Below are 25,387 nucleotides of genomic sequence, written 5' to 3' on the forward strand. Positions count from 1 at the left end.
ACGCGGCATCTCCCGCAAGGCCGGTACCCCGTCATGACCCCCTCTGCCCAGCCCACCGCATCCGCCCGCTACTCCCAGCTGCTGCGCCGCCCGCACGTCCTGCGGCTGCTGACCGGCGCCGTCGTCGGTCACCTGCCGGTCGCCATGGCCCCGCTCGCCCTCCTGCTCGCGGTCCGTACCGGCGGCGGATCCGTGCGGCAGGCCGGTGTACTCACCGCCGTCTACGGCGTGAGCGCCGCCCTCGGCCAGCCCTGGTGGGGACGCCTGCTCGACCGGCACGGCCAGCACGGCGTGCTGACCACCACCGCCCTCGCCTCCACCCTGTCCTTCGCCGCCCTCGCGGCGCTGAGGCCCGGGGCCCACCCGGCCGGCCTGCTCGCGCTGACTGCGGCCGCCGGGTGGGCCACCCCGCCGCTGGAAGCGGCGCTGCGCGTGCTGTGGCCCGAAGTCACCGACAGCTCACGCCAGTTGCGTACCGCGCTCGGCCTGGACGCCGCCGCCCAGGAGGTCGTCTTCATCGCCGGCCCGCTGCTCGTCCTCCTCCTGGACACCGCCCTCGGAGCCCGCACCGCACTCGCGGCGTGCGCCGTCCTCGTCCTCGGCGGCACCCTGCTGCTTGCCACCGCCCCGCCGGCCCGCACCTGGATGCCGCCCGGCACCCGGCACACCCGCCGGGTCAGCCCGCTGCGCCTGCGCGGGCCCAGGGTTCTGGCCGCGGCCCTCTTCGGCGCCGGCATCGCCCTGGGCGCGATGAACATCGTCGCGCTCGAACTCGCCGAAACCCACCACACACCCGCCCTGTCCACCCTGATCCCCGCCGCCCTGGCCGCCGGCAGCCTCACCGGCGGTCTCGTCTACGGCCGACGCACCTGGAGCGGACCGCCGACCGGACACCTCCTGGCCACGGCCGGATGCCTGCTCGGCGGACTCCTGCCGACCCTGGTCGCGCCGCCGCCGCTCCTCGCCGTCCTGACCGCCCTGCTGCCCGGCCTGTTCCTGGCACCCCTGCTCGTCCAGACGTTCGCCGGACTCGACCAGCTCGCCCCGCAAGGCACCCTCGGTGAAGCAGCCGCCTGGATGATCGCCAGCCTCGGTCTCGGGCAGGCCGCCGGCTCCGCACTGGCCGGCGCCGTCGGCGGCAGCGGACCACTGGCCCCGGCAGCCGTCACGGTCGCCGGCGCCGCCGGCTCCTGCCTCGTCCTCGCCGCCGCACGCCGCACGCTGACACCGCCTGTCCCGACCGCCGCACCGAGGCAACTCGCCCGCCGCTGAAGGCGATGGGTTATCCACAGGCCAGCCCGCCCGGAGGCCGCGGCGTCAAAAACTATCCACAGGCTCCCCGTCGGAAGCTCTTCTCAGCGGACGGCACCCGCCCGAGGGCGGGGAAGTCCCGGCCGTCGCGTATCCCGATAGGAGAGGCATCTTTCCCATGCTCAGAACCCGTGCGCGCGTGATCAGACGGGCAGCGGCCACGGCCGCTGCGGTGGCGGCCGCTGGTCTGTTCGCCGCTCCGGGCGCGTCCGCCGCCGAGCAGTCCACGGACACACCGGCCGTCAGCGTCCCGGACCTCCTGCCTGGCGTGCAGGTGTCGGCATCGGCCGGACTCAGCGTGACAACGGACCCGACCGACCCCGGCGACGGGACCGACCCGACCCCCACCAACCCCGGTGACGGCACCGATCCCACGCCCGATCCGACCCCCACCGATCCCGGCAACGGAACCGACCCGACCACACCGACGGACCCCGGAAACCCCACCGACCCCGGCACGCCGACCGATCCGGGCACCGACCCGACCGACCCCGGCACCCCAACCGATCCGGGCACACCCACGGAACCGGGCCACCCGACGGATCCGGGAACACCCACGGATCCCGGGACGCCGACAGACCCTGGGACGCCCACCGACCCGGGAACGCCTACCGATCCGGGGACGCCGACGGACCCGGGAACGGATCCGGGCACCGATCCCACGCCGACACCGGACCCAGGCGGCAACGCAGGCTCCGGCGGCCACAGCGGCGGCGGATCCAACTCCGGCAGTCAGCACGGCTCTTCGGATACCGGCTCGGACGACTCCCACCGCAGCGGCGCCCGGCAGACGTCCGCGCAGGAAACGCCCGACAGCGAACCGGCCGCCAACGCCTCACTGGCCCACACCGGCGCCTCCGGTGACGGCGAACTCGCCCTGGTCGCAGCCGGGATGCTCGCGGTCGGCATGACCGCGATCGGCGCGGCCCGCTACGGGCGACGCCGCACCCCGGGCGACACCGACAAGCCGCGCGGCGCCGCCTAGAAGCGTGCCGGCGTCCGGGCCCCCGGACGACGGCCTCGTCAACCACTCGTACTCGAACCCGAAGGAAGCAGATGCGACCTGTACTGCGCCGCACCGCGATGGCCGCAGCCACCACGGCTGTGCTGGTCGGAGGGATCGCCGCCACGGCCACTCCGGCCTCCGCGGTCGGCTCCAGCGCGTGCACCCGCAACGACCGCAACCACAGCGTGTGGGGCCCCAACCTCGAATGGCCGAACATCCGCACCGGTCCCGGCGTGGCCTACAAGTCCAAGGGCCACCTGGACTCCGCCGGCGAGTTCTGGGTGGAGTGCTCCGCCGTCAACAAGTACGGCAACCGCTGGTACTACGGCGAGTCCCTGTCCAGCAGCTCGTACGGCGTGAAGGGCTGGGTCGCCGCCAGCTGGTTCTAGCACCACCGCGCGCCGCCGACGCGACGCGCCCTTAAGACCGCTCCCTCATGGAGCGCCCGGGCCCAAGCGCCGTGACCTGACCACGGCCAGGCCCACCTTTCCAGGCCTCGGTGACGCCGGTGTCCGACACCGCGTCCAGTGCCTGCTCACCGACCTCTCGCCGAGGCACACCCCTACCCAACAACACCCCTTATATGGAGGTTCGTGCATGTCTGCACGTCGTATAGCCGTGCTCGCGGCCACCGCGGCCGCCGTCTCCCTGCCGCTGCTGTCCGCCCCGGCGGCCACCGCGGCGCCGCAGTCGGTCGCCACCGCGGTTCCCGCCTCGTCCTGCACCGCCAACCCCTACCTTCCGTGGGCGGTGCACGGCACCAACGCGGTGACCATCCGCTCGAAGGCGACCACCCACTCCACCGCGCTCGGCGTCCTGTACAAGTCGCACAAGTTCAAGGTCCACTCGTGGACCAAGGGCGCGAAGTGGGTCAACATCACCGACAAGAACACCGGCGTGCGGGGCTGGGTCTCCGGCAAGTACGTCTACCGCGACGTGAAGATGTGCCTGGACTGATCCACCCCTGACCGCGGTGCCCCGGCAACCCGTGCTGCCGGGGCACCGCCCCCCTTCGGTGGCCGCCGGCCCTTTTCCCCTCACTCTTCTTTCTCTACCGCGCAGGTATCGCCATGCTCTCCTTCGCCGTTCCTGCGCCGATGGCGCGCAGCTCGTTGATGCGCGCCAGCGACGCCCTGGCCACCCAGACCGCCACCTACGCCATCCCCCTGCTCATCCTGGTGACGACCCGCTCCACCGCCCTGACCGGAGCCGCGTTCCTCCTGGAATGGCTGCCGCGGCTGATGGCCTTCACCATCGGCGGGCCCCTGGTCGACCGCTTCCGCGCCGACCGCGTCTTCCGCACCGCCGCGCTCGCCCGCACGCTGCTCTGCACGGCCGCAGCCTGCGCCCTGGCCGTCGTGCCCGCCGCCGGCACCGCGGCCACCGTCATCGTCATGACCGTCGGCGCCGCCGGCGGACTGCTCTCCCAGGCCTGCTTCGTCGCGGTCGAGACGCTCGGCGCACACGCCAGCCGCGCCGCCGGCGCCGATGCCCACCGCGTGCAGTCCGTGCAGATCGGCATCGACCAGAGCGCCCTGCTGGCCGGCCCGCTCCTCGGCGGCCTGCTGCTGGCCGTCGGCCCCACCCTGATGCTCACCGTCGTGGCCGCCCTGTCGGCCACCGCCGCCGCCAGCACGATCACCGCCCCGCCGTCCGCCGACAGCACCGCCTCCGGGGTACGCGCCGTGGCAGCCAGCCTGCGCACCGGCTGGCGCACCGTACGCGGCATCCCCGCCCTGGCCTGGCTGGTCACCGGACTCTTCGCCAGCAACCTGGCCCTCGCCGTCACCCAGGCCAGCGCCCCGATCACCGTCATGACCAGCTACGGCCACTCCTCGATCGCGGTCGGCGCCGTCTGGAGCGCGGCCGGTCTGGTCTCCCTCGCCGCCGTCGCCGCCTGCCGCCGGGCCATCGACCGCTTCGGGCTGTGGCCGGTCGGCGCCGCCGGCGCCGCCACCGCCTGCGCCGCCTGCCTGGCCACCGCCCTCGCCCCGAACCTCGGCGTGTACGCGGTGACGATCGGCGTCCTGATGGCCGGCGAGGGCGCGCTGACCGTCGTCCTGCGCACCCTGCGCGCCCGCCTCATCCCCGCCGCCGTCTTCGGCAGCACGCTCAGCGTGACCATCGTGCTGATCGTCGTGCCGATGCCTGTGGCCGGCGCCCTGGTCGCCGCCCTGCCTGCCAGCGCCCTGCCCGGCCTGCTCCTGGCCTGCGCCGTCTTGCAGGGCCTGGCCATGGCCCTCGCCTTCCGCGGCCTGTGGCACCACCGCGCCTCCTACGCGTCCCGCCCCACAGCCGCCGATCCCGCGCCCGCCGGCCTACCCGTCCCCGCCGAGGCGGACGCGCCGCGCGCGGCCTGATCCCGTTCCCCCACCCGCCCGTCTGTCCCGGGAGTTCACCGTGTCCCACCCCATGCTGCTCGTGATCGGTTCCGGCCCGCGCCCCATGCGCGGCTACCTGCTGGAGCAGACCGCGGCTCACTACCCGCTGCTGCTGATCAACGACGCGCCGCTGACCTGGCAGAAGCCGTACGTCGTCGACCACCAGGTGGCCGACCTGAGCGACCCGATCGCGGTCAACGCCGCCGCCGCGTCGCTCGCCGTGCGCTGGCCCATCGCCGGCGTACTGACCTGGGACGAGTACCACCTGATGGCGGCCGCCCGGCTTGCCCACAGCCTCGGCGGCCGGCCCGGTAACCCCCTGTCGGCCGTCGCCGCCGCCCGCGACAAGGCCACCTCCCGCCAGCGCTTCGCCGCCGCCGGCGTTCCCTCGGCCGCCTCCACCTGGGTGCACTCCCTGGACGCCGCTGCCTCGGCCGCCGAACGCGTCGGCTATCCGATCGTCCTCAAGCCCGCCGCCCACGCCGGCAGCATCGGCGTCGTCCGCGTGGACACGATCACCGACCTGCCCGCGGCCTGGGCCATCGCCTCCGCCGGCGCCGCCCACCAGGGCCCGGAGGGACAGGGCGTGCTCGTGGAGGAGTACCTCGACGGCCCCGAGGTCTCCGTGGAGACCGTCACCCACCGGGGCGTCACCAGCGCCGTGGCCGTCACCCGCAAGTCGGTCGGCTTCGCCCCCTACTTCCTGGAGACCGGGCACAGCGTCACGGCCGGCGACCCGCTCCTGTACGAGGTCGCCCCCATCGCCTCGGCCGCCCTGGAGGCAGTGGGCATCACCCACGGCGTCAGCCACGTCGAGCTCCGCCTCACCCAGGACGGACCGAAGGTCATCGAGGTCAACGCGCGCCTGGGCGGCGACCTCATCGGCGAACTCGTACGCCTGGCGACCGGGATCTCCCTGCCCCTGGCGTCCGCCGCCCTCGCCTGCGGTGAAATCCCCAACCTGCGCCCCACCCAGCAGCGCAGCGCCGCCATCGGCATGATCTACCCGCCAGCCGAGGGCATCGTCACCCACCGCGACCTGCGGCCCGGAAGCGACCGACACCTGGAGCACTTCCAGTGGCTGTGCGACGTCGGCGACTCGGCCACCCTCACCCCCTCCAGCACCACGCCGAACAACATCCGCGCCGGGTACGCCGTCGTCAGCGGCGACAGCGCGCACGACGCACAGCAGCACCTCGCCGACGTCCTCGCCCGCGCCAAGGTGAAGGTCACCTCCGCCGTTCCCCACGCCGCGTGAGCAACCCCGGCCCGCCGCACGCCGCTCGAAGGGAACGACCTATGACCCGCCCCGCGCCCGACCGCCTCACCGCCGCGCTCTCGCACACCGACCCCGCCCTCGGGGTCTTCCTGCCCGCCGGCTTTCCCGCCCCCGGCCTGGATCTCGAAGCCCTGCAGGCCTTCGCCGCAGCCGGCGCGCGGATCCTCGAGGTGGGCCTGCCGTACTCGGACCCCAGCCTCGACGGGCCGGCCATTACCACCGCCTACCAGCACGCCCTGCGCCACGGCACTCGCATCGCCGATGTCCTCACCACCGTCCGCCGGGCCGCCGCCACCACCGATGCCGCCGTCGTAGTGATGACCTACTACAACCCCGTCTACCGCTACGGCGTCGACCGCTTCACCCGCGCGCTGGCCGACGCCGGAGCCGCCGGGGCGATGATCCCCGACCTTCCCCTCGAAGCAGCCGCCCCCTGGATCGCCGCCTGCCGCGCGGCAGGCCTGCACACCCCGCAGTTCGTCGCCCGCCACACCAGCGACACGCGCCTGGCCCACATCGCGGCCGCCGCCTCCGGCTGGCTCTACGCGCCCGCCACCCACGGCAAGACCGGCGCCCGGCACGACCTCGACCTACCCGCCCTGCAGGCCTTCACCACCCGCCTGCGTCGGGCCACACCCCTGCCCGTCGTCACCGGCATCGGCGTCGCCACTCCCCAACTCGCCGCGCAGGTCGCCCCCTTCGTGGACGGAGCCGTCATCGGATCCCCCGTGGTCCGCATCCTCCTCGGCCAGCCCGACCCCCTCGGCATCGCCGAGGCCGCCGACCGCACCGCTGCTTTCGTCGAGTCACTGCGCGCACGCGACCTGAGCCCCCTGCACAGCGACACCGCCCCCTGACCCCCACCCCAGGCCGACACGCCACCGCACCGACTACGGCACCGGACGTTCGCCGACGGCTCGGTCACCGGCGCACGGACCGGCATGGGGGAGCGTTCGCGCAGTCCCCGCCTACCGGACATGCGTTCCCTGGCCACGCCTGCCGCCGTCCCGCACACCACATCAGTGATCATCAACTTCTCCGCCCACCACGCTCCCGCCCGAAGACTTCGAGGTCCCCTCACGGTGAAGCCCTCCACCGCGCTCCGCGCGCTCTGCACCGCCGCCCTGGCCGGCACCCTCGCCGCCTGCCACACCCCGCTCACCCAGCACGCCGCCGCCAACGACAAGCCGGCATCCAGCCCCGCCCGCCAGGCCCTGGACAGGTTGCCCGTCCACCAGGCCGGAACCCAGTCCGGATACGACCGGATCGACAAGTTCGGCACCGCCTGGCTCGACACCACCTCCGCCCCCGGAGCACGGAATTCGTGTGACACGCGGAACGATGTCCTGTTCAGAGATCTTTCGCAGGTCCGGTTCCGGGACGGTTCGACGTGCATCGTCGCCTCCGGCACCCTCCTCAAGGACCCCTACACCGGGCGCCGCATCGACTTCGTCCGCGGCCGCGGCAGCTCGGGCTCCCTCGATATTGACCATCTCGTCGCGCTCGGCGACTCATGGCGCACCGGTGCCCGCGCCCTGAGCCAGGCCGACCGTGAGGCTTTGGCCAACGATCCGCTGAATCTGGCTGTGGTGTCCGCTTCCGCGAACCGGCAGAAAGGCGATCAAGACGCCTCCACCTGGCTGCCGGCCGCGACCGGATGGCGCTGCACCTACGTCGCCCGGCAGATCGCGGTGAAGAAGAAGTACCACCTGTGGGTCACACCCTCCGAGCGCACCGCCATGGCCCGCGTGCTGGGCGCCTGCCCGGCCCAGCCGCTGCCCGGCGAGAACGATCCGGGCGTCGCGCTCAAGAAGAAGTAGCAAGGAGAACCCCGTGCGCCGCACCGCCACCGCCCCGATCCCCCGCAGCCGCACGGCCCCGGCCCGTCCCTCCCGCCGCCCGCCGCTGTGCCCCCAGCCCGACTACTCCGCCGTCTTTCGCGAACCGGTCTATACCGATCCACGCGTCGCGGAATGGTTCCGCCAGAGCTGGGAGGAAGAACAGCAGCAACGCGCCTCGCGCCGTCGGCGGCCCACCCCCTGACGCCGGCCGCCGCCCCGCCCGCATGGTCCTTCCCGGACGCCGATGCGGGCACGACACCACCGGCATGGGAGCCTCGAACACGGTGTGCGAGGTCGGCTGCACACCCGGACACGGGTTTCGACGAGGAGCAGTCACAGTGCAGCGCTGGTGCGGCTTGGAGGACATCCCCCAGGACTGGGGACGCAGCGTTGTCACCATCGGCTCGTACGACGGGGTCCACCGCGGCCACCAGCTGATCCTCCGGCACACGGTCGACCGGGCCCGGCAGCTGGGCGTCCCCGCCGTCGTGGTCACCTTCGACCCGCACCCCAGCGAGGTCGTCCGCCCCGGCAGCCACCCGCCGCTGCTGACCCCGCACCAGCGCCGAACCGAGCTGATGGCCGACCTCGGCGTGGACGCGGTGCTCACCCTGCCCTTCACCCTGGAGTTCTCGCAGCTCTCACCCGCTGACTTCGTCGTCAAGGTCCTCGTCGAGAGGCTGCACGCCAAGGCGGTCGTCGAGGGCCCGAACTTCCGCTTCGGCCACAAGGCCGCCGGCGACGTCGCCTACCTCGCCGAGCAGGGCAAGACGTACGACTTCGAGGTCGAGGTCGTCGACCTGTACGTGTCCGGGACCGCCGGCGGCGGCGAGCCCTTCTCCTCCACCCTGACCCGGCGCCTGATCGCCGCCGGCGACGTCACCGGCGCCGCCGAGGTCCTCGGCCGCCCGCACCGGGTGCACGGCGTCGTCGTCCGCGGCGACCAGCGCGGCCGCGAGCTGGGCTATCCCACGGCCAACGTCCAGACCCTGCCGTACACCGCCGTCCCTGCCGACGGCGTGTACGCCAGCTGGCTCCACGCCCGGGGAGAGAAACTGCCGGCCGCCATCTCCGTGGGCACGAACCCGCAGTTCGACGGCATCAAGCGGACCGTCGAGGCGTACGCCATCGACCGGACCGGCCTCGACCTGTACGGGTTCCATGTGGCCGTCGACTTCCTCGCCTTCGTCCGCGAGCAGCAGAAGTTCGACACGGTGGAGGCACTGGTGGAGCAGATGACCAAGGACGTCCAACGGTGCCGGGAGCTGATCTCGAAGGCCGTGGACTAGAAGGCACGCCGCTCACTGCCCTCAGCGCGCGCATCGGCCACGGGCGGCGTAAATGTGGCGATGTGGTGCTGACTCCTCCGATCGTGCCGATGCTCGCCGAAGCCCGTCGGGAGCTGCCCCCCGACGGCGCGCTCCCTGGTGACCTCCGCTTTGAGGCCAAGTGGGATGGGTTCCGGGCTATCGTCTTCGCCCGCCCCGGCCATGCCATGATCCAGTCCCGCAGCGGCGCTGACCTGACCGACGCCTTCCCGGAGATCGCCCACACGGCGGCACACCTCGGACAGGCCCTCGTCCTGGACGGTGAGCTGGTCGTGGCCCATGAGGGACGGCTGCACTTCGGCGAGTTGCAGCGCCGCGCCCGCCGACGCGGACGCAGCGCCGTCCAGGCCGCCGCAGACAGACCCGCCAACCTCGGGGTCTTCGACGTCTTGGAGCAGCGGGACACTGTCCTGGTCGACCACCCGTACCGCGAGCGCCGAGCTCTGCTGGAAGACCTCATCGACCGCGAGATACTCGTCGCTCCCTTCACGCTGATACCGGCCACAGGGGACCGGTCGACGGCGCAAGGCTGGCTTGATCCCGCCTGGGGAGCGGTCGGTGTTGAAGGCTGCCTGGTCAAGGGCCTCGACCAGCCCTATCAGCAGGGCAAACGCGGCTGGGTGAAGGTCCGCTCGCACACCACGGCAGAAGCCGTCATCGGCGGCGTCACCGGAACGGTCACCAGGCCGCTCACCCTGCTCCTGGCCCGCTACGACCAGTCCGGAGAACTCCGCCTCGTCGCCCGCACCACCCCGCTGGCCACCGCCGCACGACGCGACCTCGGATCACGGCTGACCCCCGCCGACACCGACCATCCCTGGCGCGGCCGCCGATTCTCCGTCGGTTGGGGAACCCGCGGCGACCTCCAGTACCAAACGGTGCGGCCCGAGCTCGTCGTCGAGTACCTCGCAGACACCGCCGTCGACGACGGCCGCCACCGCCACCCCGTGCGCTTCCTACGCATCCGCGAGGAGATGCATCCAACGGACGTGCCGAGGGTCGCCGAAGCGGACGAACCGCCAAGCCGAGGCGACGCTGGAAAGCAACCCCCCGTCGCGTTAGGCGGCTGGTCGACGGCAGAGCCATCGTCATGCCTTTGCACCAAAGGCAACGCTCGGTCCGGATCGTCAGGAGGCCACCGCTAGCCACCGCATGTATCGACATGCGGTAGATGCGGCGCTGCTGGACGGAGTCTGGCACGACATCGATCCCGAGTCGGGGCAGTCGGGCCGTGCCGTGGTTGCGCGGGAATGCGACTTGATCACTGGTCGCAGAGGTCACTTAGGTCCCCTCGTGCGCCACCGTAACCGTTGTGTCAGCATGGAATGGCGGATGCCTTGCCGGCCGGGACCGAATAGGCGAAACCGCCCTTCGCTGCGGGCCCTTCTGGGTGGTGAGCGCACACATGGGTATTGCACCAGACACACCTCCGTTCGACGCGTGGCGACTCCGCGAGGACAGGAAAGCGGTCAGCAATTACGGAGATAAGGATAAGCGCACCTACTTTGAACATGATCGCGATCGCATACTCTACTCCTCTGCGTTCCGGCGACTTGCGGGAGTCACGCAGGTAGCAGCGGTGCGAGAACACCACCTTCTGCATAACCGACTGACGCACAGCCTCAAGGTGGCGCAACTGGGGCGCAGGATAGCGCAGCGAATACACAGAGAAGGATTCGACCCTGGCTTCGAGGCGGAGTACCTTCCGGATGTCGTTGAGTCTGCAGGCCTAGCTCATGATATCGGCCACCCTCCTTTCGGCCACATCGCGGAATATGTACTCATGGATAAAATGAGAGAGATTGGTGGATTTGAGGGAAACGCGCAATCGTTCCGCGTCGTCACTAAACTTGCTGTCGCGTGGGAGGAGCAGCGCGGACTCAATTTGACCCGGGCAACCCTGAACGGGATCTTGAAGTATCCGCAGTACGAGGATGAACTCCCCGCCACCGATAGGTCAACAGGGAAAGCCTGGACCAATCGTAGTTATGGCAGCAAGTGGGGGGTCTATAGCACAGAATCGGAAGAGTTCGAGTTTGCGCGAGCCCGAGTCGGAGCCGAAGAACGAAACAAGATCCGCAGCCCCGCAGCGGTAATCATGGACTGGGCAGATGACGTGTCATATGCCACTCACGACCTGCAAGATTATTTCCGGGCTGGCTTGATACCGCTGCATACGCTAGCCATGGAGGAGACCGAAGCGACAGAGGATTTCTACAATTTTGTTGACAGGCGCCTTACGAAGAGCCACGAGGGCTACCGGTCAAACCTGCTACGAAGTGAATACGAGAGACTCAAGGGGGAGGTTCCGAAGCGTAAATGGCGCGATTTGCGCGCCGATCGAACCGATCTCGCGCAGACTGTAAACGAGTTCATCGCCCGGTTCGCCAATTCCCTTCAGATCGATTCCAGTAGCCCCTCGGGCTTGTTGATTCCAGACGGCATCCAATATCAAGTTGAAGCCCTGAAGCAGCTTACGTGGTTCTATGTCATAAATCGGCCATCTCTTGCGCTTGCGCAAGAGGGACAGAAAGGGTTGATCGCCAGACTCTTTGACGAACTTGAAGGACTCCTGGAGCGTCGCAATGCAAGCCCCGGCATGAAGAACCCTGTTCCGGCCTTCCTGGGGGAAATCTACGACGATCTCCTGCGGTACGAATCGGAATCTCCAGGAAGGTCAATGGGAGAGCGTCAGCGTCGAGCCAGAGCTGTATGTGACTACATCTGCGTGCTCACGGAAGATCAGGCCGTCGACTTGTATGAGCGGATCACTGGGCTTAGCGTATCTCGGGGCTCAATTTTCGGAGCGTGGTTCGACTGACTCTTCGGCCACCCGATCCGTCGAAATGGACCGGCACGTTCGGTATGAATGAGGCAGCGCGGCGGCTTGCTGGCTCCCTGGTTTTGATGCTCGCCGAGGGCGTCGAGCCTGGAGATCGAGTCGAAGCAGATGGTGGTTGAAGGACCCATGCCCACGCCGACAGAAGGAGACGCTCCGCAACGCACGTGCCCGTGTTGAACTACGTCGCCAGTCATTCCGGCAGTGAAGGAACGTGGTCGCATCAGAGACCTCGGAGCCCCGGTAGGCCCATAGGGCGCCCTGGGGCCGAGTGTGCTCCGTGAATCACTACGCGGTACCGCTTCCGCCCGAGAGAAACCACCGCCGTCTGCGGCGGCCTCGCGGCTCGCTCCGGCCCGTGGAAGGACTGCCCGGCGGTCCACTAGGATGGGAGTGGCCGAGCACGGCAGCCCGTACGGCCGGCCAGTCCTGTTCACACCACCAGGAGAACAGGGCCTTGGTGGCGAGCACCGGAAAGGGCAGCGCGTCGACGAACCCCTTGCGCTGGTATACCTCGTCAGGGCGCTCGGCGGGGTCGAGCCGATGCTGATGGTTGACGATCAAAGCGGCGCAGGTGACTGGCTGGCCGGGACGCAGCTGCGGCCAGGTCTCCAGATGGCGTTGCAGGTAAGAGACCAGTTTCTCCCCCGCCGCGCCGGCGGCGGCCTTCACTTCGACCAGGCAGGCGGACCCGTCCAGAACGGCGAGGAGGTCAGCCGACTGGGTGCCCAGTTCCGCGTCCAGGTCGGTGACGGTGAATCCAGCGGCGCGCAGCACGACGGCCACCGCGTCGACCAGCTCGGCGCCGCTGCCGTACAGCAGACCGGACCGCACGGGTTCGGCTTCCTGCCGCGCCCGCTCCAGATCGCTCTGCAGGCGGCCCTTGTCTTCTAGGTAGCGGCGGTCCAACTCCTGAAGGGCGCCGCGGGCTTGCTTCTCTGCGGGCGTCTCGAGGTCGGGGTCGACGCTGTGTCGGGAGCGGACGCGGCGAAGCGCGGCCGGGACGTGCTCTGGAAGGGCACGCTGGACGAGCCAGTCGACCACCGTGTTCCAGTCGATCCCATCAGGGATCACGTACCAGATCTGCTGACCGTCGCCGGAGGTCCAGCGTGCGACGACGGGTTCATCCAGGCTGTCCACGAGGATCGGCACCAACTCGCCTTCCGGCGTGTGCACGGTGGTGCCGCGCGGGCCCTCCATGGCGGTTGGCTGCACGGCCATCGCCCACCAGGGGGCGTCGGCCGGGCGGTTGCGCAGCCTCAGGCCCAGGTCGCGATCGGCCGCGTCCAGATCTGGAGCCAACGACACCTCCGCCCCTGCGAGCAGGCGCTTGCCGGCGATCGAGCCGGTGAAGTGACGGAAGTCCACGCGGCCGCCAGGTCGGCCGAAGACCGACCGCACGCCGTTGTTGTCATCGTCAACGTTGCCCATTGTGGCGATGATCAGCGCGGGCTCGCGGCGCGATGCCGCCCCGGAGAGGAACCTGTCGAATTCGTCGGCGCCCCGATCGGCGAAGTGGCTCGGGTTGATCGCGGCGGCGCAGGTACTGGTGTCCTGGTTGAGCCAGCGCGGTTCAACACCGTGCTCGCTCCACCTGATGCCCGCGTACTTGGCCGAGGCCGCGAAGCGCTGGCGCGCGTAGTCGGCGGCCTGCGGATCGGGCTCCTCCATCTCGGCGGGGTCGTGGACAGCAATGTGAACGGGGACGAGTCCGTTCGGACCCGAGAGGTGCGCGGCCATGTCCGAACCGTAGCGGCCCCCTGTGACGCCACCGCCCCCGGCCGCCACCGTCCAGGGCCGCGCCCTCACATTCGCATCCGGTGGACTGACAGGGAGCAAAAAGCGTGCAGGATGGAGCCATGGAGGACGAAGTGCCGTTGTCCGGTGGACGCATCACCCGCGGCGTGGTCAGGGTCGGCGACACCGTTCGACGGCCGGCTACGCCATCGTCGCCGTTCGTTGCAGAGCTGCTCGATCACCTTCAGCAGCAGGGCTTTGCCGGTGCCCCACGCCACCTTGGGTACGACCCGGCGGGTCGCGATATGCTCAGCTACCTGCCCGGCTGGGTGCCCGCACGCTTCCAGCGCTGGAGTGACCCCCAAGTCGCCGCCGCGGGTACCTTGCTGCGCGCCTTGCACGACGCCACCCGTGGCAGCCGCCTCGCTGGTCGGCGTCCCGTGGTCTGCCATCACGACCCGGGGCCGAACAACACAGTCTTCTCAGACGACGATGTTCCGGTCGCCTTCATCGACTTCGACACTGCCGCACCAGGCGATCCGCTTGAAGACCTCGGCTACATGGCGTGGACCTGGTGCATCTCCTCCAAACCCGCGGCACCGCCTGCCGGCGCCCAGGCAGCGCAGGTGCGCATCCTTGCCGATGCCTACAGACTCGACGCCGCCTCCCGCTCCTGCCTTGTCGAAGCCATACTCGAGCGCCAGACGCGTAACGCCCAGTGGTGGCGAAGCCACCTCACTCAACCGCGGCCTCGCGTCGCTGACGACCAGCAAATCACCGAGCGCATCCGCTGGTCCGAGCGGGAATACGCCCATACCGCGGCCAACCGCGAGGTCTTCGAGGCAGCCCTGCGCTGAGGACAGCCCTGCGCACGGCTCGAACGCCAAGACGACCTGCTCAGCGGTGCCAGAGGCCTCGATCAAGCGACACCTCCTGCCCAGCCACGACCGGGCAGGCGTCCTGGGCGACGGGACGGGTATGTCAGTGCCGCCTGCCAAGATCACGGTATGGCTGAATGCGTGGATGACCTGCTGGAGCACGGCAACGGTTGGGCGGAACGGATCCGGGACCGGGTGACCCACCTGCCGCCGGAGCTGACCGCGTTGGTGCTGCACCTCGGGCAGGCCGGAACCTTCTGGGACTGGCACTACAAGGTCGACGCCGCCTGGAAGCGGCACACGAAGGCCTTGCTGAAGGCCGACGGCGCCCGGGAGCTGGTGGCGGAGGCGATACGCGCCCTGTCGGCCGACGGATCCCTGCACGACTGCACCGACCCCAACGTCACCTGGCAGGAGCTGTGGGCCAAATCGGACCGGACCCCCACCCGTAACCTGGCCTGCGGCTTCGCCTTGGCCGCCGGCTACCTCGCCCGCGGCGCCTCGCCGACCGAGCTCGAGGACCTGGTCGCAGACCTGCTGACGGTGGCACGCAAGAACGCCTTCGTCCTGGACGGCTACTACAAGCGCGACGACGACCTGTCCGGCGCCGTCTTCACCGCCCTCGCCGACCTGTCGGCCATGGAAGCCCTCTGGACCCTGCACCGCGAGGTCCAGCCCGGCGCCCACTCGCACCGGCACCTGGCCAAGATGGTCAAGAAGACCGCCACCCGCCTCGGCGTCCCGCCCCACCAGCTCCAGGAACGCACCGTGCCCACCCACGGCGTCGGTCCGGACGGCACCCTGAAGCTGGGCTGGATCGGCCGCGGTGCGATCTGGCTCAACGTTCCCTACGAGGCCGTCATCACCGTCTCCGACAGGGGCCGGGTCACCGTGGACTGGATCGACGTAGACGAAGGCGGCGCCACCACCCGTACCTCCTCACCGTTCCGCTCGCCCACCGGCTTCAAGACCAAGTACCTGCCTCACAACGTCGACGCGACCCGGCTTCTGGCCCGCAAGATCGAAGAGTCCCTGAGCGCCGAGCGTCGCCGGCTGTACGCGCTGCTGTACGAAAACCGCCTGTGGCCACATGCCGAATGGGCCCGCTACTACCGCGATCACCCCCTCACCGGCATCTTCGCCCGCTCCCTGATCTGGGAGTACGAGAGCGAAGAGGGCATCTGGACAGCGGGCCTTCCCCACCCGGCCGGCTGCCTCACGCTGGACGGCCGCACCCTCGACGTCGCTGACACCGCCCGTATACGGCTGTGGCACCCCAAACAGGCAACCCCCGCTCAAGTCGAAGCCGTGCGCACCTTCCTCACCGAACGCGACGTCCACCAGCCCTACGACCAGATCAAGGACGCCACCTGACACCCAACCCCGACCCGTCGCGCACCCCAACCCCGGGGCTCCCGCCAGGCGAACGCCCATGACCTGCATTTTTCGGCAACTCTCAGAAGCTGGCGAGAAAAATGGCTACGCTGGCCGCTCTACGCGGGCTGCGCCCCATCTGAAGGAGCCACCCGCCGTCCGCCGCTGCTGAACCGGCGGACCGACACGACCCACCCCCACTGGTTTTCTCTCTACGACCCCTTACAGGGCCCCGTTGCCGATGGCACGGGGCCCTTTTGCATGCCCGAAACCGCTGCAACCTGGAGGCACCCCGTGGCCGAGCCGCACTTCACCGACCCCGAACTGACCGCTATCTGGGCATACCTGCGCCCCTCCCCGGCCGAAGGCCCGTCGCCCGCGCGCCTGGCCCGCGCCACGCGCCACCGGACACCTAACGCCCAGGCCATCGCCGCCCGAGAAGGCCTCGATCTCGGGCCCGAACTGCAGCGCGTCATCCAGCGAAGCCGCACGGCCGCTTCGCGCACCAGCTCACCCCGCCGCAACACCCGTCCCCGCCCCGCGGAACGCTCCCAGGTGAAGCAGCTGATCGCCACGCTCGCGCCCCGGATGCGGCAGCATCTGCTGCGTGAGCGAACCGCCGCCTGGGCCGCGCTCGGTCTGACGACCCCGGAACTGGAGACCTGGATGCGGGCCCTGGGCGTGGACGGCGCCGCGACTGTACAGGCCTGCAAGGCCTGGGGAGTTGGTCCCGCTGCGCTGGACGTCGTCCTGGACGGACGGCAGGTCCGCCGCCGCCTTCGTGAGGGCACCACCGTCACATCGCTGCTGGCCCTGGCGAGCGAGCGCGGCATCGACCTGCGCCGGCGATGACACGTGGTGAAGCACCCCTTCTTCGCGTGCCAAACCGGCAGGCGAAGAAGGGGTGCTTCCCGTCAGACCGGCACCAGATGGCCGCCTGCGGTCAGGGCACGAAGCAGGGGAGGTGCTGTCCGCACGGCGAACGCGCGGACAGCACCTGAAGCCACGACCAGCGGCGGTGACGACGTCAGCGCGATCCGGCACCCGCGAGTCGTACGGCACGGCGTGCTGCTGCCGGCATACGAACCGAAGCGCCAGCGGGACCGCGCGCCGTGATCACGATCTTCTGATGGACGACATCCTCGAGGGGGGCCTGCTCGGCGGGTCCGGACTGCTCCAGCAGCTCAGCGACCGTCTCCGGCATCGTGAACTGCACCGCCGGCACGTCTTCAGTCTCCGGCTGCTCAACGACGGACAGGTCGGTGTGCAGCATCTGCTGGAGCTCGGCGTCGATCTCTTCCGCGGTCACGGCCCACGGGTCGATGCCGCCCACCTGCTGCCACACCTCGAACGCCATGCCTTCGGCCTCCTCCCACAGCGGCCGGGACGGATCACGGCGGGGGAGCTGCTGCGGGCCGCGCGCGAGGTAGGAGATCAGCGTGCTCAGGACCTCGGCACGAAAGCCGGCCGCGCGAGCACGCAGCGTGGAGGGAGTCTCGTCATCCAGGTGTCCGGACAGCACCGTGAGCAGGGAGCGGCGCCAGCTGCCGAAGGCCCGGGCGGCCCGGGTGGCCAGCCGCTCGACGGAGGTCAGGACACGCCGCAGGGCGGCGAGGTAGCGGGCGAGCGAGCGCGGCTTGCCCTGCACCTTCAGACGGCGGTAGTCCAGGCGGCCGGTGACCGGCGCCTGGGCGACGGATCCGTCGGGACCGTCCAGGGCGGGGATGGTGGCGTTGACGCCGTAGATCCGGGCGAGCTCCGTGGCGACGGCGTGCTGCTGCCGCGCCCGCTTCGGGGCGCTGGCCGGGAAGTACAGGTCGGCCTGGAAGCGGCCCGGGCTCAGCTGGTGGGGTCGCGGAATGTCGACGTAGCGTCGCGAGGTCATGCGGGAATCCCTTCATCGGTGTGGACAGATCGGTGCGTCAGCGGGATGTGGCTTCTTCCCTCGGGTCCGTGACGGACTTCGGGGAGGCTTCCGGGTGGTGGGTCCCGAGCCGCCTGGGATGTGGTCTTGTGCTCAGGCGGCACGAGCCGCTCCGCACGAGCGGGCCTCACCCGCGGCCTGCTCGGAGGAGGCCTGCGGGAGCAGCGCGGTGAACTTGCGGTGCTGACCGGTGCGGTGACGCAGCTTCCTCGCGACCCGGGCTTCCTCGCGGCGCAGCCGGGCCGCCTGGGCGCGGGCGGCCTTCAGGTTCTCCTCGGCGCGCAGCTTCCCGGCGGCGATCCGCAGCCCGGCCACGTCCGGCCGGGCCAGGTAGTGCAGGGCCAGGGCGCGCAGGATAGCGCCGGCCCGGATGCTTGTGGCGTACGGCGCCGAGTGGGAGCGGGTGTCGTCGATCCGCACGCTGGCCGGCAGCCGGCTCGGCGCCGTGGGAGTGATGTCGCTGCTGCGAGGGTGGCTCCATCCGCCGGACAGCTGGACGCCGTTGACCGTGGGCTCGTCGCGGCAGGCGCGGTCGTACCAGCCGGTGCCGGTGGGGCAGCCGTAGAAGACGTAGATGCCGCCTGGGACGGGGTCGCTGCTGTAGCGGTCGGGGCCGACGGTGAACAGGCCGTGGATCCGGGCGCCGTGGACTTCGTACACCACCCGCCCCTGGGCGGCGATCACCTCCCGCTCCCGGACCGTCACCACCCCCAGCGCGGTGCCCGCGCCGTCGACGAGCGTGAGTCGAGCCGGTGTCGTGGCCGGCGGCAGGATGGCCGGCTGTCGGCGCCTGACCAGGCCGGTGATCTGGTTGATGCAGCGGCGTGCGCGTGCCCGCTGGGCACGCACAGTGGCCAACTCGCCCTCCAGGGCGCGGACATGGCGCTCCTCCCAAGCGGCCCGGTCGCCGGCACGGTGCTGGGCGGCGGCCAGGATCAGGGCGTCGCGGTCGTGGCGCTGCTGCCAGTGCCGCACCACGGCGACGACCACGGACTCGAGGACGTTGCGCGCGCCGTTCCGGGATGCGCCGGGTCCGCCCGTCCTTGCGCACGGCCACCGCGTCACCGCACAGCATCGGCCTGTTGGCGGTGACCGCGCGAGGGCCGAGCGCGGCGGTGTGGCCGTGGACCCGGACGCCGCGTACGACCGGCTCGTCCAGGCGGGACTGCCCGTGGGGCGCCCGGTCGGGACCGTCGCCGAACTGGACGCGGACCTGCTCGGCCAGCACCGGGCCGTCGTAGGTGGTGTGGGGGATGACGACCAGCGTGCCGCGCACGTGGCGGCCGCGTACGAGGTAGCGGGCGCGGCCGTGTGGTCCGGACAGCGTGCGCACGCTCAGCTGGCCCCCGCCGGGCAGGGGAAGCTCGGCGCAATCGGCAGCCGTGAGCGAGCCGACCATGAGGGGGTTGCTCCTGAAGGGTGCCCGGCAGTCGGCGCGGGCGGGATGGGGGTTCACAGGGTGATGCGCAGGTCCTCGCCGTAGTTCGGCTCGGCCTCGTCGGCGATGGCCGTGAGGGTCTCGTCGATCTCGGTGTTGTCGAAGCCGGCATCGAGGGTCTCGGTGCGGCCGCCGTAGTGGGCGGTCACCTCGCGCAGGAACCACGGGGTGTTCTGCGACCGGTAGGGGAAGGTCACCGCGTCCGGTGTGGGCTCGGTCCGCTGCGCGAACCAGGTGCGCAGGTGATGCCGCAGCTCCTCCCAGAGCTCGGGCGGGATGGGGTAGAGGCCAGGCTCGACGTCGGAGATGGGCTTGCCGGTGCGGTCGTAGCCGCAGCCGGAGCACAACTCGGCGTTGCCCGGATTGCTCTGGGTGGAGCAGGCGGAGTTGAGGCATGGCCACAGCAGGCCGGTGGCGTACGCGGCCTCGGTGATGACCGTCTGGCGGGAGTCGTCGAAGGCGTTGAGCAGCGTGGCGAGGACGGGGTGGACGGCGAGGCCGGTCAACGGGGAGTCCCTTTCTGCAGCGGGCGGCGGGGCGGTCAGTCGTCGGCGTGGAAGTGCGCTGTGGCCAGGCGGAGTTGCTCGACCTGGGTGGTGGAGAGCACGTCGTCGGGGTCGCCGTAGGTGTCGTACAGCTCGACGGCGGTGCGGACGGCGCCGCGCAGGCCCCAGGGGCCGAGGACGTCCAGCAGGTCCTGAACGGGGCAGGGAGCGCAGGCGGCACCGCACACGTCGTGGTCCTGATCGGTGAGGAGTCCGGCGGCGCGCAGGTGGTCGTGGACGGTCTTGCAGCAGTCGCTGCCCGAGGCGGCCGACACGCGGATGGCCCGTACAGCCGCGACCGGGTTGGGGACGCGGGAGCGGCTGGTCACTGTGTCCGCCAGGCGGAGGAGCAAGCGGGCCGCGCCGTCGACGGCGGCGCGACCCAGCCCCGTCACCACCTGCCGCATCACGCGACGTCCTTCGTCGCGGTCAGCGTCCGCAGCGCCGGGGGAAGCGACGCCATCAGCGGGCCGACGAAGGTGCGGGCCACGTCGAGCGCGGGCCTGCGCCAGTTCGGCGAGCGCAGCAGGTGTGACCAGAGCCGCTCGTCGACCGCGATGGCCTCCTGGTCCTCGTAGTCGGGAACGGTGCCCGGCGGGTAGGCGCCGGTGATGTCGATGTGCACGCCGTCGGGGTGCACGACCACGAGGTGCTCCAGCTGGCAGGCGCAGACCCCGTCGCTCACCTCCTCGGCGCCGCACAGGTCAGGGTCGTTGCCGCAGTAGTCGCTGATGAGGACGGCCATGGGCCAGCCGGTGGTGTCGGACAGGGCGCGGGCCATGGCGTGGCACTGGCCGGTGCGGAAGGCGGCGCGAGCGTTGTCGTCGAGCGTGCCGGTGATGAGGGGGAAACGCAGACCGTCCCGGCCGGGCACGGTCACCTGCTGGCCGTCGGGCAGCCGGACCAGCTCGGTCAGCGTGCTCATGGCCTCCTCCAGCCACTGCCGGGTCTCCCGCGCGATGGCCAGCTCCTGCTCGTCGTACTCCTCCTCCCGATCGGCCTCGAGCTCGCCGTCGGCGTCGAGATACGGGTCGAGGGCAGCCTTGTGCCGGTCGGCCAGGGCCCGGTAGCTGTCGAGCAGGGCGTAGATCGGTGCAGGGTCGATCAGCGTGTGGGGCATGCACATCCTTGGGACGTTGGGGAAAGGCCTCATCCGCAGGCGCGGCCGCGACGGGCCGCGCCAGGGCAGCACGGGGCGAACGGGCCGGTGCTGCTGGGCGGTTGAGGCGAAAGATGGGGGGACGGGCTCCGCCGGAGGCGGACCGGGCGCGGCTAGCGGTCGGCGCGCAGCTCGTTGCCGCGCTGGGCGATGTACGCGCCGAGCGTGGTGCCGGTGTTGTCGGGAAGCAGCAGCGGGTAGCCCTCCGCCTGCCGCAGCCGGACCCGGTTCATCAGGTCTCCCAGCTCCTCGAAGGACAGGCCCGGCACCCGCGCCTCGGCCACGAGGTCGTCGACCGGCTCGATCGGTGCGCCCTGGTCGAGGTACGCCTTGATGCGGGCCGCGAAGGCGGCGCCGGGCTCCGGCTCGACCGCACCCGCGAGATCAGCAGTGGGTGCCTTGGTGACGACCAGTGTGTGCGGGTGATGCATCGTGGCGACGATGTCGAACTCGTACTCCAGGCCGTCGCGCCAGCTCGGTCCCAGCGGGATCACTCGCCTGCGCTGGTTGCCGTACTCGTCCGGCTCGCTGACGTAGTCGAGCCTGTCTCGGACCGTGACGAACACGTGGCCGGGGTAGCCCATGAGGGCGTCGAGCATCCTCCACTCCAGCGGCCTCACCTCGTTCCAGCCGCTGGTTGCGCCACGCTTGCCCGCGCGGACGGCCTTCTCCCGCACGCCGCCGGGGCCGTTCCAGAACTGGCTGAGGGTCGAGATGACCACGGTGTCGTAGCCCTGGTCCGCGCAGTGCGCGAGTGCGGTGATCAGCGTCTCGGGCGAAAAGTACGACAGCGGCGGGCACATGTCGAAGGGGAAGGTGTCGGCGTAGACGCTGGCCCTGCCGCGCTGGGTGTCGATCGCGGCGACCTTCTTGCCGATGGCGGTGGCCAGGGCGAGCGCGGTGTACAGCGTGCCCGAGCCGGGGGGCCCGTCCAGCGCCATGCGAGCGTGGCGCTGCTTGCGTACGGCCTTGTCGAACCGGTACCTCTCGGGCCGGGTAGCCTGTGCTGCGGCAGCACCGGGGCCAGGATGCGTCGTGGTATCCGTCAAGGTTCCTCCGGGAACCGCTCGGTGTTCCAGCGTGATCCCGGCACCAGCCCAGAGATGTCCAGTCGCCTGGCCGGTGCCGGGACCAACGCCCTTTGACGCTTAAGAGTATACCTGTTTTCTGGTGTTTTCGCAGCTCAGAACCGCTCTGTTCGGTTCCTTTTCTTGAGTTCCTTGTTAGCCGTCGGCACCCACCAGTAGATCCGGCTCATCTCGTCCGTACCGTCAGGCTCAGGGAAGCTGCCGCGGCTCAGTGCGGTGGGAATCGCACTCTCGCCCAGGCCCAGAGCCTTGGTGAAGTGGTTGACGTACACCCTCTTGCGCCCGGTTTCGGGATCGATGGTCGGGTGCTTCGGCAGCCACCGCCGGCTGGTGCCTTCCTGTTCCTCCACGTACTTGCCCTTGGAGTCCAGGTACCCGAGGGCCTTGCCGAGAGCCAGGACCACCTCGACCGGGTAGCGAGGCCGGCTGCCGCCGACCATCTCCGGGTCGAGTTCGACGCCGATCTTCTCGGCGATCTCGTGGAGCAGCGGCACTTCCCGCGTGGGTTTCCCTCCGGCGAGCTTCTGCTTCTGCGGAAGGTGCCACCGCTGGGCCGCGGTGCGGCCGAGCCGGAAGGCCTTCGAGATCTCGGTCAGGCTCAGCGGCTCGGTGCGTTTGGTGAGGTCGATGGGCGTTTCTGAATCGGTCATGACTCTGCCTTTGACTCCTAAGACTTGCAGTTTCGGTGAGAATACGGCACCTGATCGAAGGCGCCGCGATGCGTGCGGACCGGCTCACGCGGCATACCTGGAGGCGTCAGCGGTGGTCGTGGACTGCACCAGGCGGGCCACGATGGCCAGCAGCTCGCGTGCGAACGCGAGGCGCTCGGGGCGGCCGCGGGCCGCGGCGGCCGCGTACAGGTCGTGCGCACCGGCGTCGTCGCCGTTGGCGTACGTCTCCAGGAAGCGGGCGGCCAACGCCCGCCCCGGCACCGCGTCCAGGCTCCCGGGCACGTACTCGACGAGGGTGAACTGCGCTGCAGCCGGCAACAGCCCGTGTATTCGGCACAGGGCCCGGGCGCCGGCCTCGGCGACGTCGCAGCACAGCCCGAACGACGCCTGGCTCTCCGGCACATTGCCGACCAGCTGCTCCAGCGCGCCGTCGACGTTGCCGGCGACGGCCTGGACGAGAGCGTCCCAGGCGCGGCGGGCGACCTGTTGGTGCTTCACGGATCTCCATTCCTGGATAGCGGTGTACGCCTGCCCGCGACGGCGGCTGTGCGAGCAGGCGGATCAAGCGGATGGGACGGGACGAGGGATCAGCCGCCGACCACCAGGACCAAGTCGCGGCAGCCGCAGCCGCCAGCCGGGCAGGGCAGCCGGCCGGACTCCATGCGGTGCGCATGCGCCGTGCTGTTATGGCCGCAGGCGGTGCACCGCGCGTCCGGCGTCACCCCGGCCGCGCGGCGTCGCCGCTCGAGCTCGGCCAAGGCGGCAGTGCGGTCCAGGTCGGCCCGCGCCTCTCCCAGGGCGAGTTCGATCGCGGGGCCGTCCAACGGCCCCGACAAGTCGGTGGTGTCGATCGTCGCGAGCGCGCCGGCGAGGGCCGGCTCCCGCGCGACGAACATCCGCAGCAGGCTCCAGGCCTCCACCAGCTCTCCAGCGCGCTGGGCTTCATCCTCGTGCCGCAGCGGCAGCGGGTCGGTCATGTCGGTGGTCTCCGGAATTCGAGGCGAGCGGGCGGGGCGGGTGCGAAGCGGCCCTCCAGTCAGTGCCGGTCGGCGCCGCCCCGCCCCCGGTTCGTTCCTCCCGGGCGCGGCGGCACAGCTCCGATCCGCGTCGGCGGCCGCGCGGATGTCGAGTCTGGGTGATGGCAGGTGTGGATGGTTGACGGGCACCCGGCCCGCGCCGAGGGCGCCGCCCAGAACCGTGGCGCGAGAGCGGATCGCCGAGCGAGCTCCGGGGCGCGTGCCCGAGGCCGGCGGCCAGTCAGCCCCAGGCCGTTCCGCGCAACCGGCACGCCCTGCAGCGGACTTGCGGAGCAGCGGCTGCTGCCGCATCGCCAGGCGCCGCCGGTGGCGCCCGCGTGCGGGGGCCTGGTCAAACATGCGCATGCGCCCCTCCTTTACGTCATCGGCTACGACGCGGCCTCTCCACGCCATCGTGACGCTTAAGACTGTACGGTCGGCGGATGCGGCTCCGCAAGTCTTAAGCGTCTCTCGCGTGTGCCGGCGGATGGCCGACCCTGGATCGCCGGATGGAGGGGGCGGTCGCGTCCGTGACGGCGCGCGTGGCGACCGGTGGATGTACAAGCCGGGCCGGATCAGCGGAGGGGTGCCGCGTTGCCGCACAAGCGTGCGCCGGCCGCCTCGGCGGACTCGCAGTACATCACCGCCAGGCAGGTGCGGCTGAGCATCAGGTGCCAGGCGCCGATCCGGGGTACGGGCAGACCGTCGCTGCAGTCCCCGTCGCATCGCTCGCACAGGCCGAACGTGGACAGCTCGTGGCACTGCTCGCACCGCACTATCCGCTGCCCGTCTGTGCGGGCGAAGTAAGGGCGCCGGGTCAGGCGTGAGCAGTCCGCGCACGTGTACCAGCCCAGCTCCGCGAGCCCCTTCACGGTGATCGTGTAGCGAGGCGGGCGGACCGATGTCCGCACGGCGAGGCCCCGCGCGGCGAGCGAGTCGGGAATCCTGCGCGTCTCGGAGGCGGTGCCGATCAGCCACCCGCACGCAGGTGTCCACGAGCCGGAGTTGTGGCTGGCGAGCTTCTGCAGGGCGCTGTTTTGCCGGTGGCCGAGCGGGGCGGGCAACGCGTAGGGGCTCCGATCTCACGAAGGGGATGGCTAGCGGCAAGTCACCCCATTGTGACGCTTAAGATGATACTCTCGGGAGCCTTTGGGTGCAACACTTAAGCGTCATTGTGTGTGCGGGTGTGCGGGAAGGGGACTGGCGTCCCCGCAGAGGACCACGGCTCGCCTCATGTTGATCACCACCCCGCACGAGCTGCCGGCACACGACCAAGGAGGAAGCGCTTGGTGACCATCACGCTGCACTTCGAGCCCGAGGACCGCGTTCAGCGGCCGACGCCCCACGGAAAGCAGGACGGCACGGTCCGCACCACGTCGTGGGAGTCGACCAGCGGCATGGGCTGCTACTACATCCAGTGGGACGGGTCCTCGATCGCCCGCCCCTACAGCGACTCCGACGTAACCGACCAGCAGATCACGCTCACCGAGACCACGGGCGATGTGTAGGCCTCGAACGCCTCATCCAGGCCGGTGGGTGCCGGGCCCGTCCTGCTTGTTGGCCGCCTGTCCG

General features: G+C 70.6%; 27 protein-coding genes. 16 read left to right on the forward strand and 11 right to left on the reverse strand.

Annotation, left to right across the window (positions count from 1 at the left end; all coding sequences use genetic code 11):
• The first annotated feature begins 33 nt into the window (after nt 1–33).
• The 11 genes from ACFYZ8_RS33610 (at nt 34) to ACFYZ8_RS33660 (ending at nt 11,967) form a co-directional block, all read left to right on the forward strand.
• Nucleotides 34–1,272 carry an MFS transporter gene (locus ACFYZ8_RS33610; protein WP_389050369.1) on the forward strand — a complete coding sequence of 413 codons (1,239 nt, stop codon included), beginning with the start codon at nt 34–36 and terminating at the stop codon, nt 1,270–1,272.
• A 157-nt stretch (nt 1,273–1,429) separates the two neighbouring features.
• Entirely contained in the window at nt 1,430–2,296 is an 867-nt protein-coding gene (locus ACFYZ8_RS33615) for a hypothetical protein (RefSeq protein ID WP_389050371.1), read from the forward strand.
• Nucleotides 2,297–2,367: 71 nt separating this feature from the next.
• Nucleotides 2,368–2,706, forward strand: a complete 339-nt coding sequence (locus ACFYZ8_RS33620) for a hypothetical protein (RefSeq protein ID WP_389050374.1) — start codon at nt 2,368–2,370, stop codon at nt 2,704–2,706.
• Between the two features lie 208 nt (nt 2,707–2,914).
• Nucleotides 2,915–3,274, forward strand: a complete 360-nt coding sequence (locus ACFYZ8_RS33625) for an SH3 domain-containing protein (RefSeq protein WP_389050375.1) — start codon at nt 2,915–2,917, stop codon at nt 3,272–3,274.
• A 113-nt stretch (nt 3,275–3,387) separates the two neighbouring features.
• Nucleotides 3,388–4,677, forward strand: a complete 1,290-nt coding sequence (locus tag ACFYZ8_RS33630; protein ID WP_389050378.1) for an MFS transporter — start codon at nt 3,388–3,390, stop codon at nt 4,675–4,677.
• 40 nt (nt 4,678–4,717) lie between these two features.
• The gene (locus ACFYZ8_RS33635; protein WP_389050380.1) at nt 4,718–5,956 is read left to right on the forward strand and encodes an acetyl-CoA carboxylase biotin carboxylase subunit family protein; all 1,239 of its coding nucleotides are present in this window, start codon (nt 4,718–4,720) and stop codon (nt 5,954–5,956) included.
• A 41-nt stretch (nt 5,957–5,997) separates the two neighbouring features.
• The gene (gene trpA / locus ACFYZ8_RS33640; RefSeq protein ID WP_389050382.1) at nt 5,998–6,834 is read left to right on the forward strand and encodes a tryptophan synthase subunit alpha; all 837 of its coding nucleotides are present in this window, start codon (nt 5,998–6,000) and stop codon (nt 6,832–6,834) included.
• Nucleotides 6,835–6,954: 120 nt separating this feature from the next.
• Entirely contained in the window at nt 6,955–7,797 is an 843-nt protein-coding gene (locus ACFYZ8_RS33645; protein ID WP_389050384.1) for an HNH endonuclease family protein, read from the forward strand.
• A gap of 359 nt (nt 7,798–8,156) precedes the next feature.
• A complete protein-coding gene (locus ACFYZ8_RS33650) occupies nt 8,157–9,107 on the forward strand; it encodes a bifunctional riboflavin kinase/FAD synthetase (protein WP_389050386.1) in 951 nt (316 codons plus the stop codon).
• Nucleotides 9,074–10,291, forward strand: a complete 1,218-nt coding sequence (locus tag ACFYZ8_RS33655; RefSeq protein WP_389050387.1) for an ATP-dependent DNA ligase — start codon at nt 9,074–9,076, stop codon at nt 10,289–10,291. The genes ACFYZ8_RS33650 and ACFYZ8_RS33655 overlap by 34 nt, the downstream gene beginning before the upstream one ends.
• A 260-nt stretch (nt 10,292–10,551) precedes the next feature.
• Nucleotides 10,552–11,967: a deoxyguanosinetriphosphate triphosphohydrolase family protein gene (locus ACFYZ8_RS33660; protein WP_389050389.1), complete on the forward strand. Its 1,416-nt coding sequence runs from the start codon at nt 10,552–10,554 to the stop codon at nt 11,965–11,967.
• Nucleotides 11,968–12,273: 306 nt separating this feature from the next.
• Here ACFYZ8_RS33660 and ACFYZ8_RS33665 read toward each other — a convergent pair whose 3' ends face one another.
• Nucleotides 12,274–13,725, reverse strand: coding sequence for a hypothetical protein (locus ACFYZ8_RS33665; RefSeq protein ID WP_389050392.1), 1,452 nt, complete (start codon nt 13,723–13,725; stop codon nt 12,274–12,276).
• Nucleotides 13,726–13,844: 119 nt separating this feature from the next.
• Here ACFYZ8_RS33665 and ACFYZ8_RS33670 point away from each other — a divergent pair, with 119 nt between their 5' ends.
• The 3 genes from ACFYZ8_RS33670 to ACFYZ8_RS33680 all read left to right on the forward strand — a co-directional run bounded on the left by ACFYZ8_RS33670 (nt 13,845) and on the right by ACFYZ8_RS33680 (nt 16,826).
• Nucleotides 13,845–14,579, forward strand: a complete 735-nt coding sequence (locus ACFYZ8_RS33670) for a phosphotransferase family protein (RefSeq protein WP_389050394.1) — start codon at nt 13,845–13,847, stop codon at nt 14,577–14,579.
• Between the two features lie 150 nt (nt 14,580–14,729).
• A complete protein-coding gene (locus ACFYZ8_RS33675) occupies nt 14,730–15,974 on the forward strand; it encodes a DUF4132 domain-containing protein (RefSeq protein ID WP_389050397.1) in 1,245 nt (414 codons plus the stop codon).
• Between the two features lie 294 nt (nt 15,975–16,268).
• Nucleotides 16,269–16,826 carry a hypothetical protein gene (locus ACFYZ8_RS33680; RefSeq protein WP_389050399.1) on the forward strand — a complete coding sequence of 186 codons (558 nt, stop codon included), beginning with the start codon at nt 16,269–16,271 and terminating at the stop codon, nt 16,824–16,826.
• A gap of 175 nt (nt 16,827–17,001) precedes the next feature.
• Here ACFYZ8_RS33680 and ACFYZ8_RS33685 read toward each other — a convergent pair whose 3' ends face one another.
• Both ACFYZ8_RS33685 and ACFYZ8_RS33690 read right to left on the reverse strand, forming a co-directional pair.
• Nucleotides 17,002–17,859, reverse strand: coding sequence for a hypothetical protein (locus tag ACFYZ8_RS33685; RefSeq protein WP_389050402.1), 858 nt, complete (start codon nt 17,857–17,859; stop codon nt 17,002–17,004).
• Nucleotides 17,860–17,991: 132 nt separating this feature from the next.
• Nucleotides 17,992–18,888 (reverse strand): hypothetical protein, encoded by an 897-nt coding sequence (locus ACFYZ8_RS33690; RefSeq protein ID WP_389050404.1) that lies wholly within the window; start codon nt 18,886–18,888, stop codon nt 17,992–17,994.
• Nucleotides 18,889–19,021: 133 nt separating this feature from the next.
• Between ACFYZ8_RS33690 and ACFYZ8_RS33695 the strand changes: the two genes are divergently transcribed.
• Complete coding sequence (locus tag ACFYZ8_RS33695) at nt 19,022–19,381, forward strand: hypothetical protein (protein ID WP_389050406.1); 360 nt, start codon at nt 19,022–19,024, stop codon at nt 19,379–19,381.
• Here the strand turns inward: ACFYZ8_RS33695 and ACFYZ8_RS33700 are convergent.
• The 8 genes from ACFYZ8_RS33700 to ACFYZ8_RS33735 form a co-directional block, all read right to left on the reverse strand.
• Complete coding sequence (locus ACFYZ8_RS33700; protein ID WP_389050408.1) at nt 19,351–19,842, reverse strand: hypothetical protein; 492 nt, start codon at nt 19,840–19,842, stop codon at nt 19,351–19,353. The two genes, ACFYZ8_RS33695 and ACFYZ8_RS33700, sit on opposite strands and share 31 nt — an antisense overlap.
• A gap of 35 nt (nt 19,843–19,877) precedes the next feature.
• Complete coding sequence (locus ACFYZ8_RS33705; protein WP_389050776.1) at nt 19,878–20,288, reverse strand: hypothetical protein; 411 nt, start codon at nt 20,286–20,288, stop codon at nt 19,878–19,880.
• Nucleotides 20,288–21,001, reverse strand: a complete 714-nt coding sequence (locus ACFYZ8_RS33710) for a hypothetical protein (RefSeq protein WP_389050410.1) — start codon at nt 20,999–21,001, stop codon at nt 20,288–20,290. The genes ACFYZ8_RS33705 and ACFYZ8_RS33710 overlap by 1 nt, the downstream gene beginning before the upstream one ends.
• Nucleotides 21,002–21,153: 152 nt before the next feature.
• Nucleotides 21,154–22,089: an AAA family ATPase gene (locus ACFYZ8_RS33715; RefSeq protein WP_389050412.1), complete on the reverse strand. Its 936-nt coding sequence runs from the start codon at nt 22,087–22,089 to the stop codon at nt 21,154–21,156.
• A 134-nt stretch (nt 22,090–22,223) separates the two neighbouring features.
• Entirely contained in the window at nt 22,224–22,778 is a 555-nt protein-coding gene (locus ACFYZ8_RS33720; RefSeq protein ID WP_389050415.1) for a hypothetical protein, read from the reverse strand.
• Between the two features lie 84 nt (nt 22,779–22,862).
• On the reverse strand, nt 22,863–23,297 hold the full coding sequence (locus ACFYZ8_RS33725) for a hypothetical protein (protein ID WP_389050417.1): 435 nt from the start codon (nt 23,295–23,297) through the stop codon (nt 22,863–22,865).
• 89 nt (nt 23,298–23,386) lie between these two features.
• The gene (locus ACFYZ8_RS33730) at nt 23,387–23,776 is read right to left on the reverse strand and encodes a hypothetical protein (RefSeq protein ID WP_389050418.1); all 390 of its coding nucleotides are present in this window, start codon (nt 23,774–23,776) and stop codon (nt 23,387–23,389) included.
• Nucleotides 23,777–24,390: 614 nt separating this feature from the next.
• Entirely contained in the window at nt 24,391–24,879 is a 489-nt protein-coding gene (locus ACFYZ8_RS33735; RefSeq protein WP_389050419.1) for a hypothetical protein, read from the reverse strand.
• A gap of 222 nt (nt 24,880–25,101) precedes the next feature.
• Here ACFYZ8_RS33735 and ACFYZ8_RS33740 point away from each other — a divergent pair, with 222 nt between their 5' ends.
• The gene (locus ACFYZ8_RS33740; RefSeq protein WP_389050421.1) at nt 25,102–25,323 is read left to right on the forward strand and encodes a hypothetical protein; all 222 of its coding nucleotides are present in this window, start codon (nt 25,102–25,104) and stop codon (nt 25,321–25,323) included.
• The last annotated feature ends 64 nt before the right edge of the window (nt 25,324–25,387 follow it).

Origin of the sequence: Streptomyces sp. NPDC001668, assembly GCF_042893155.1 — a bacterium.
Lineage (GTDB): Bacteria > Actinomycetota > Actinomycetes > Streptomycetales > Streptomycetaceae > Streptomyces.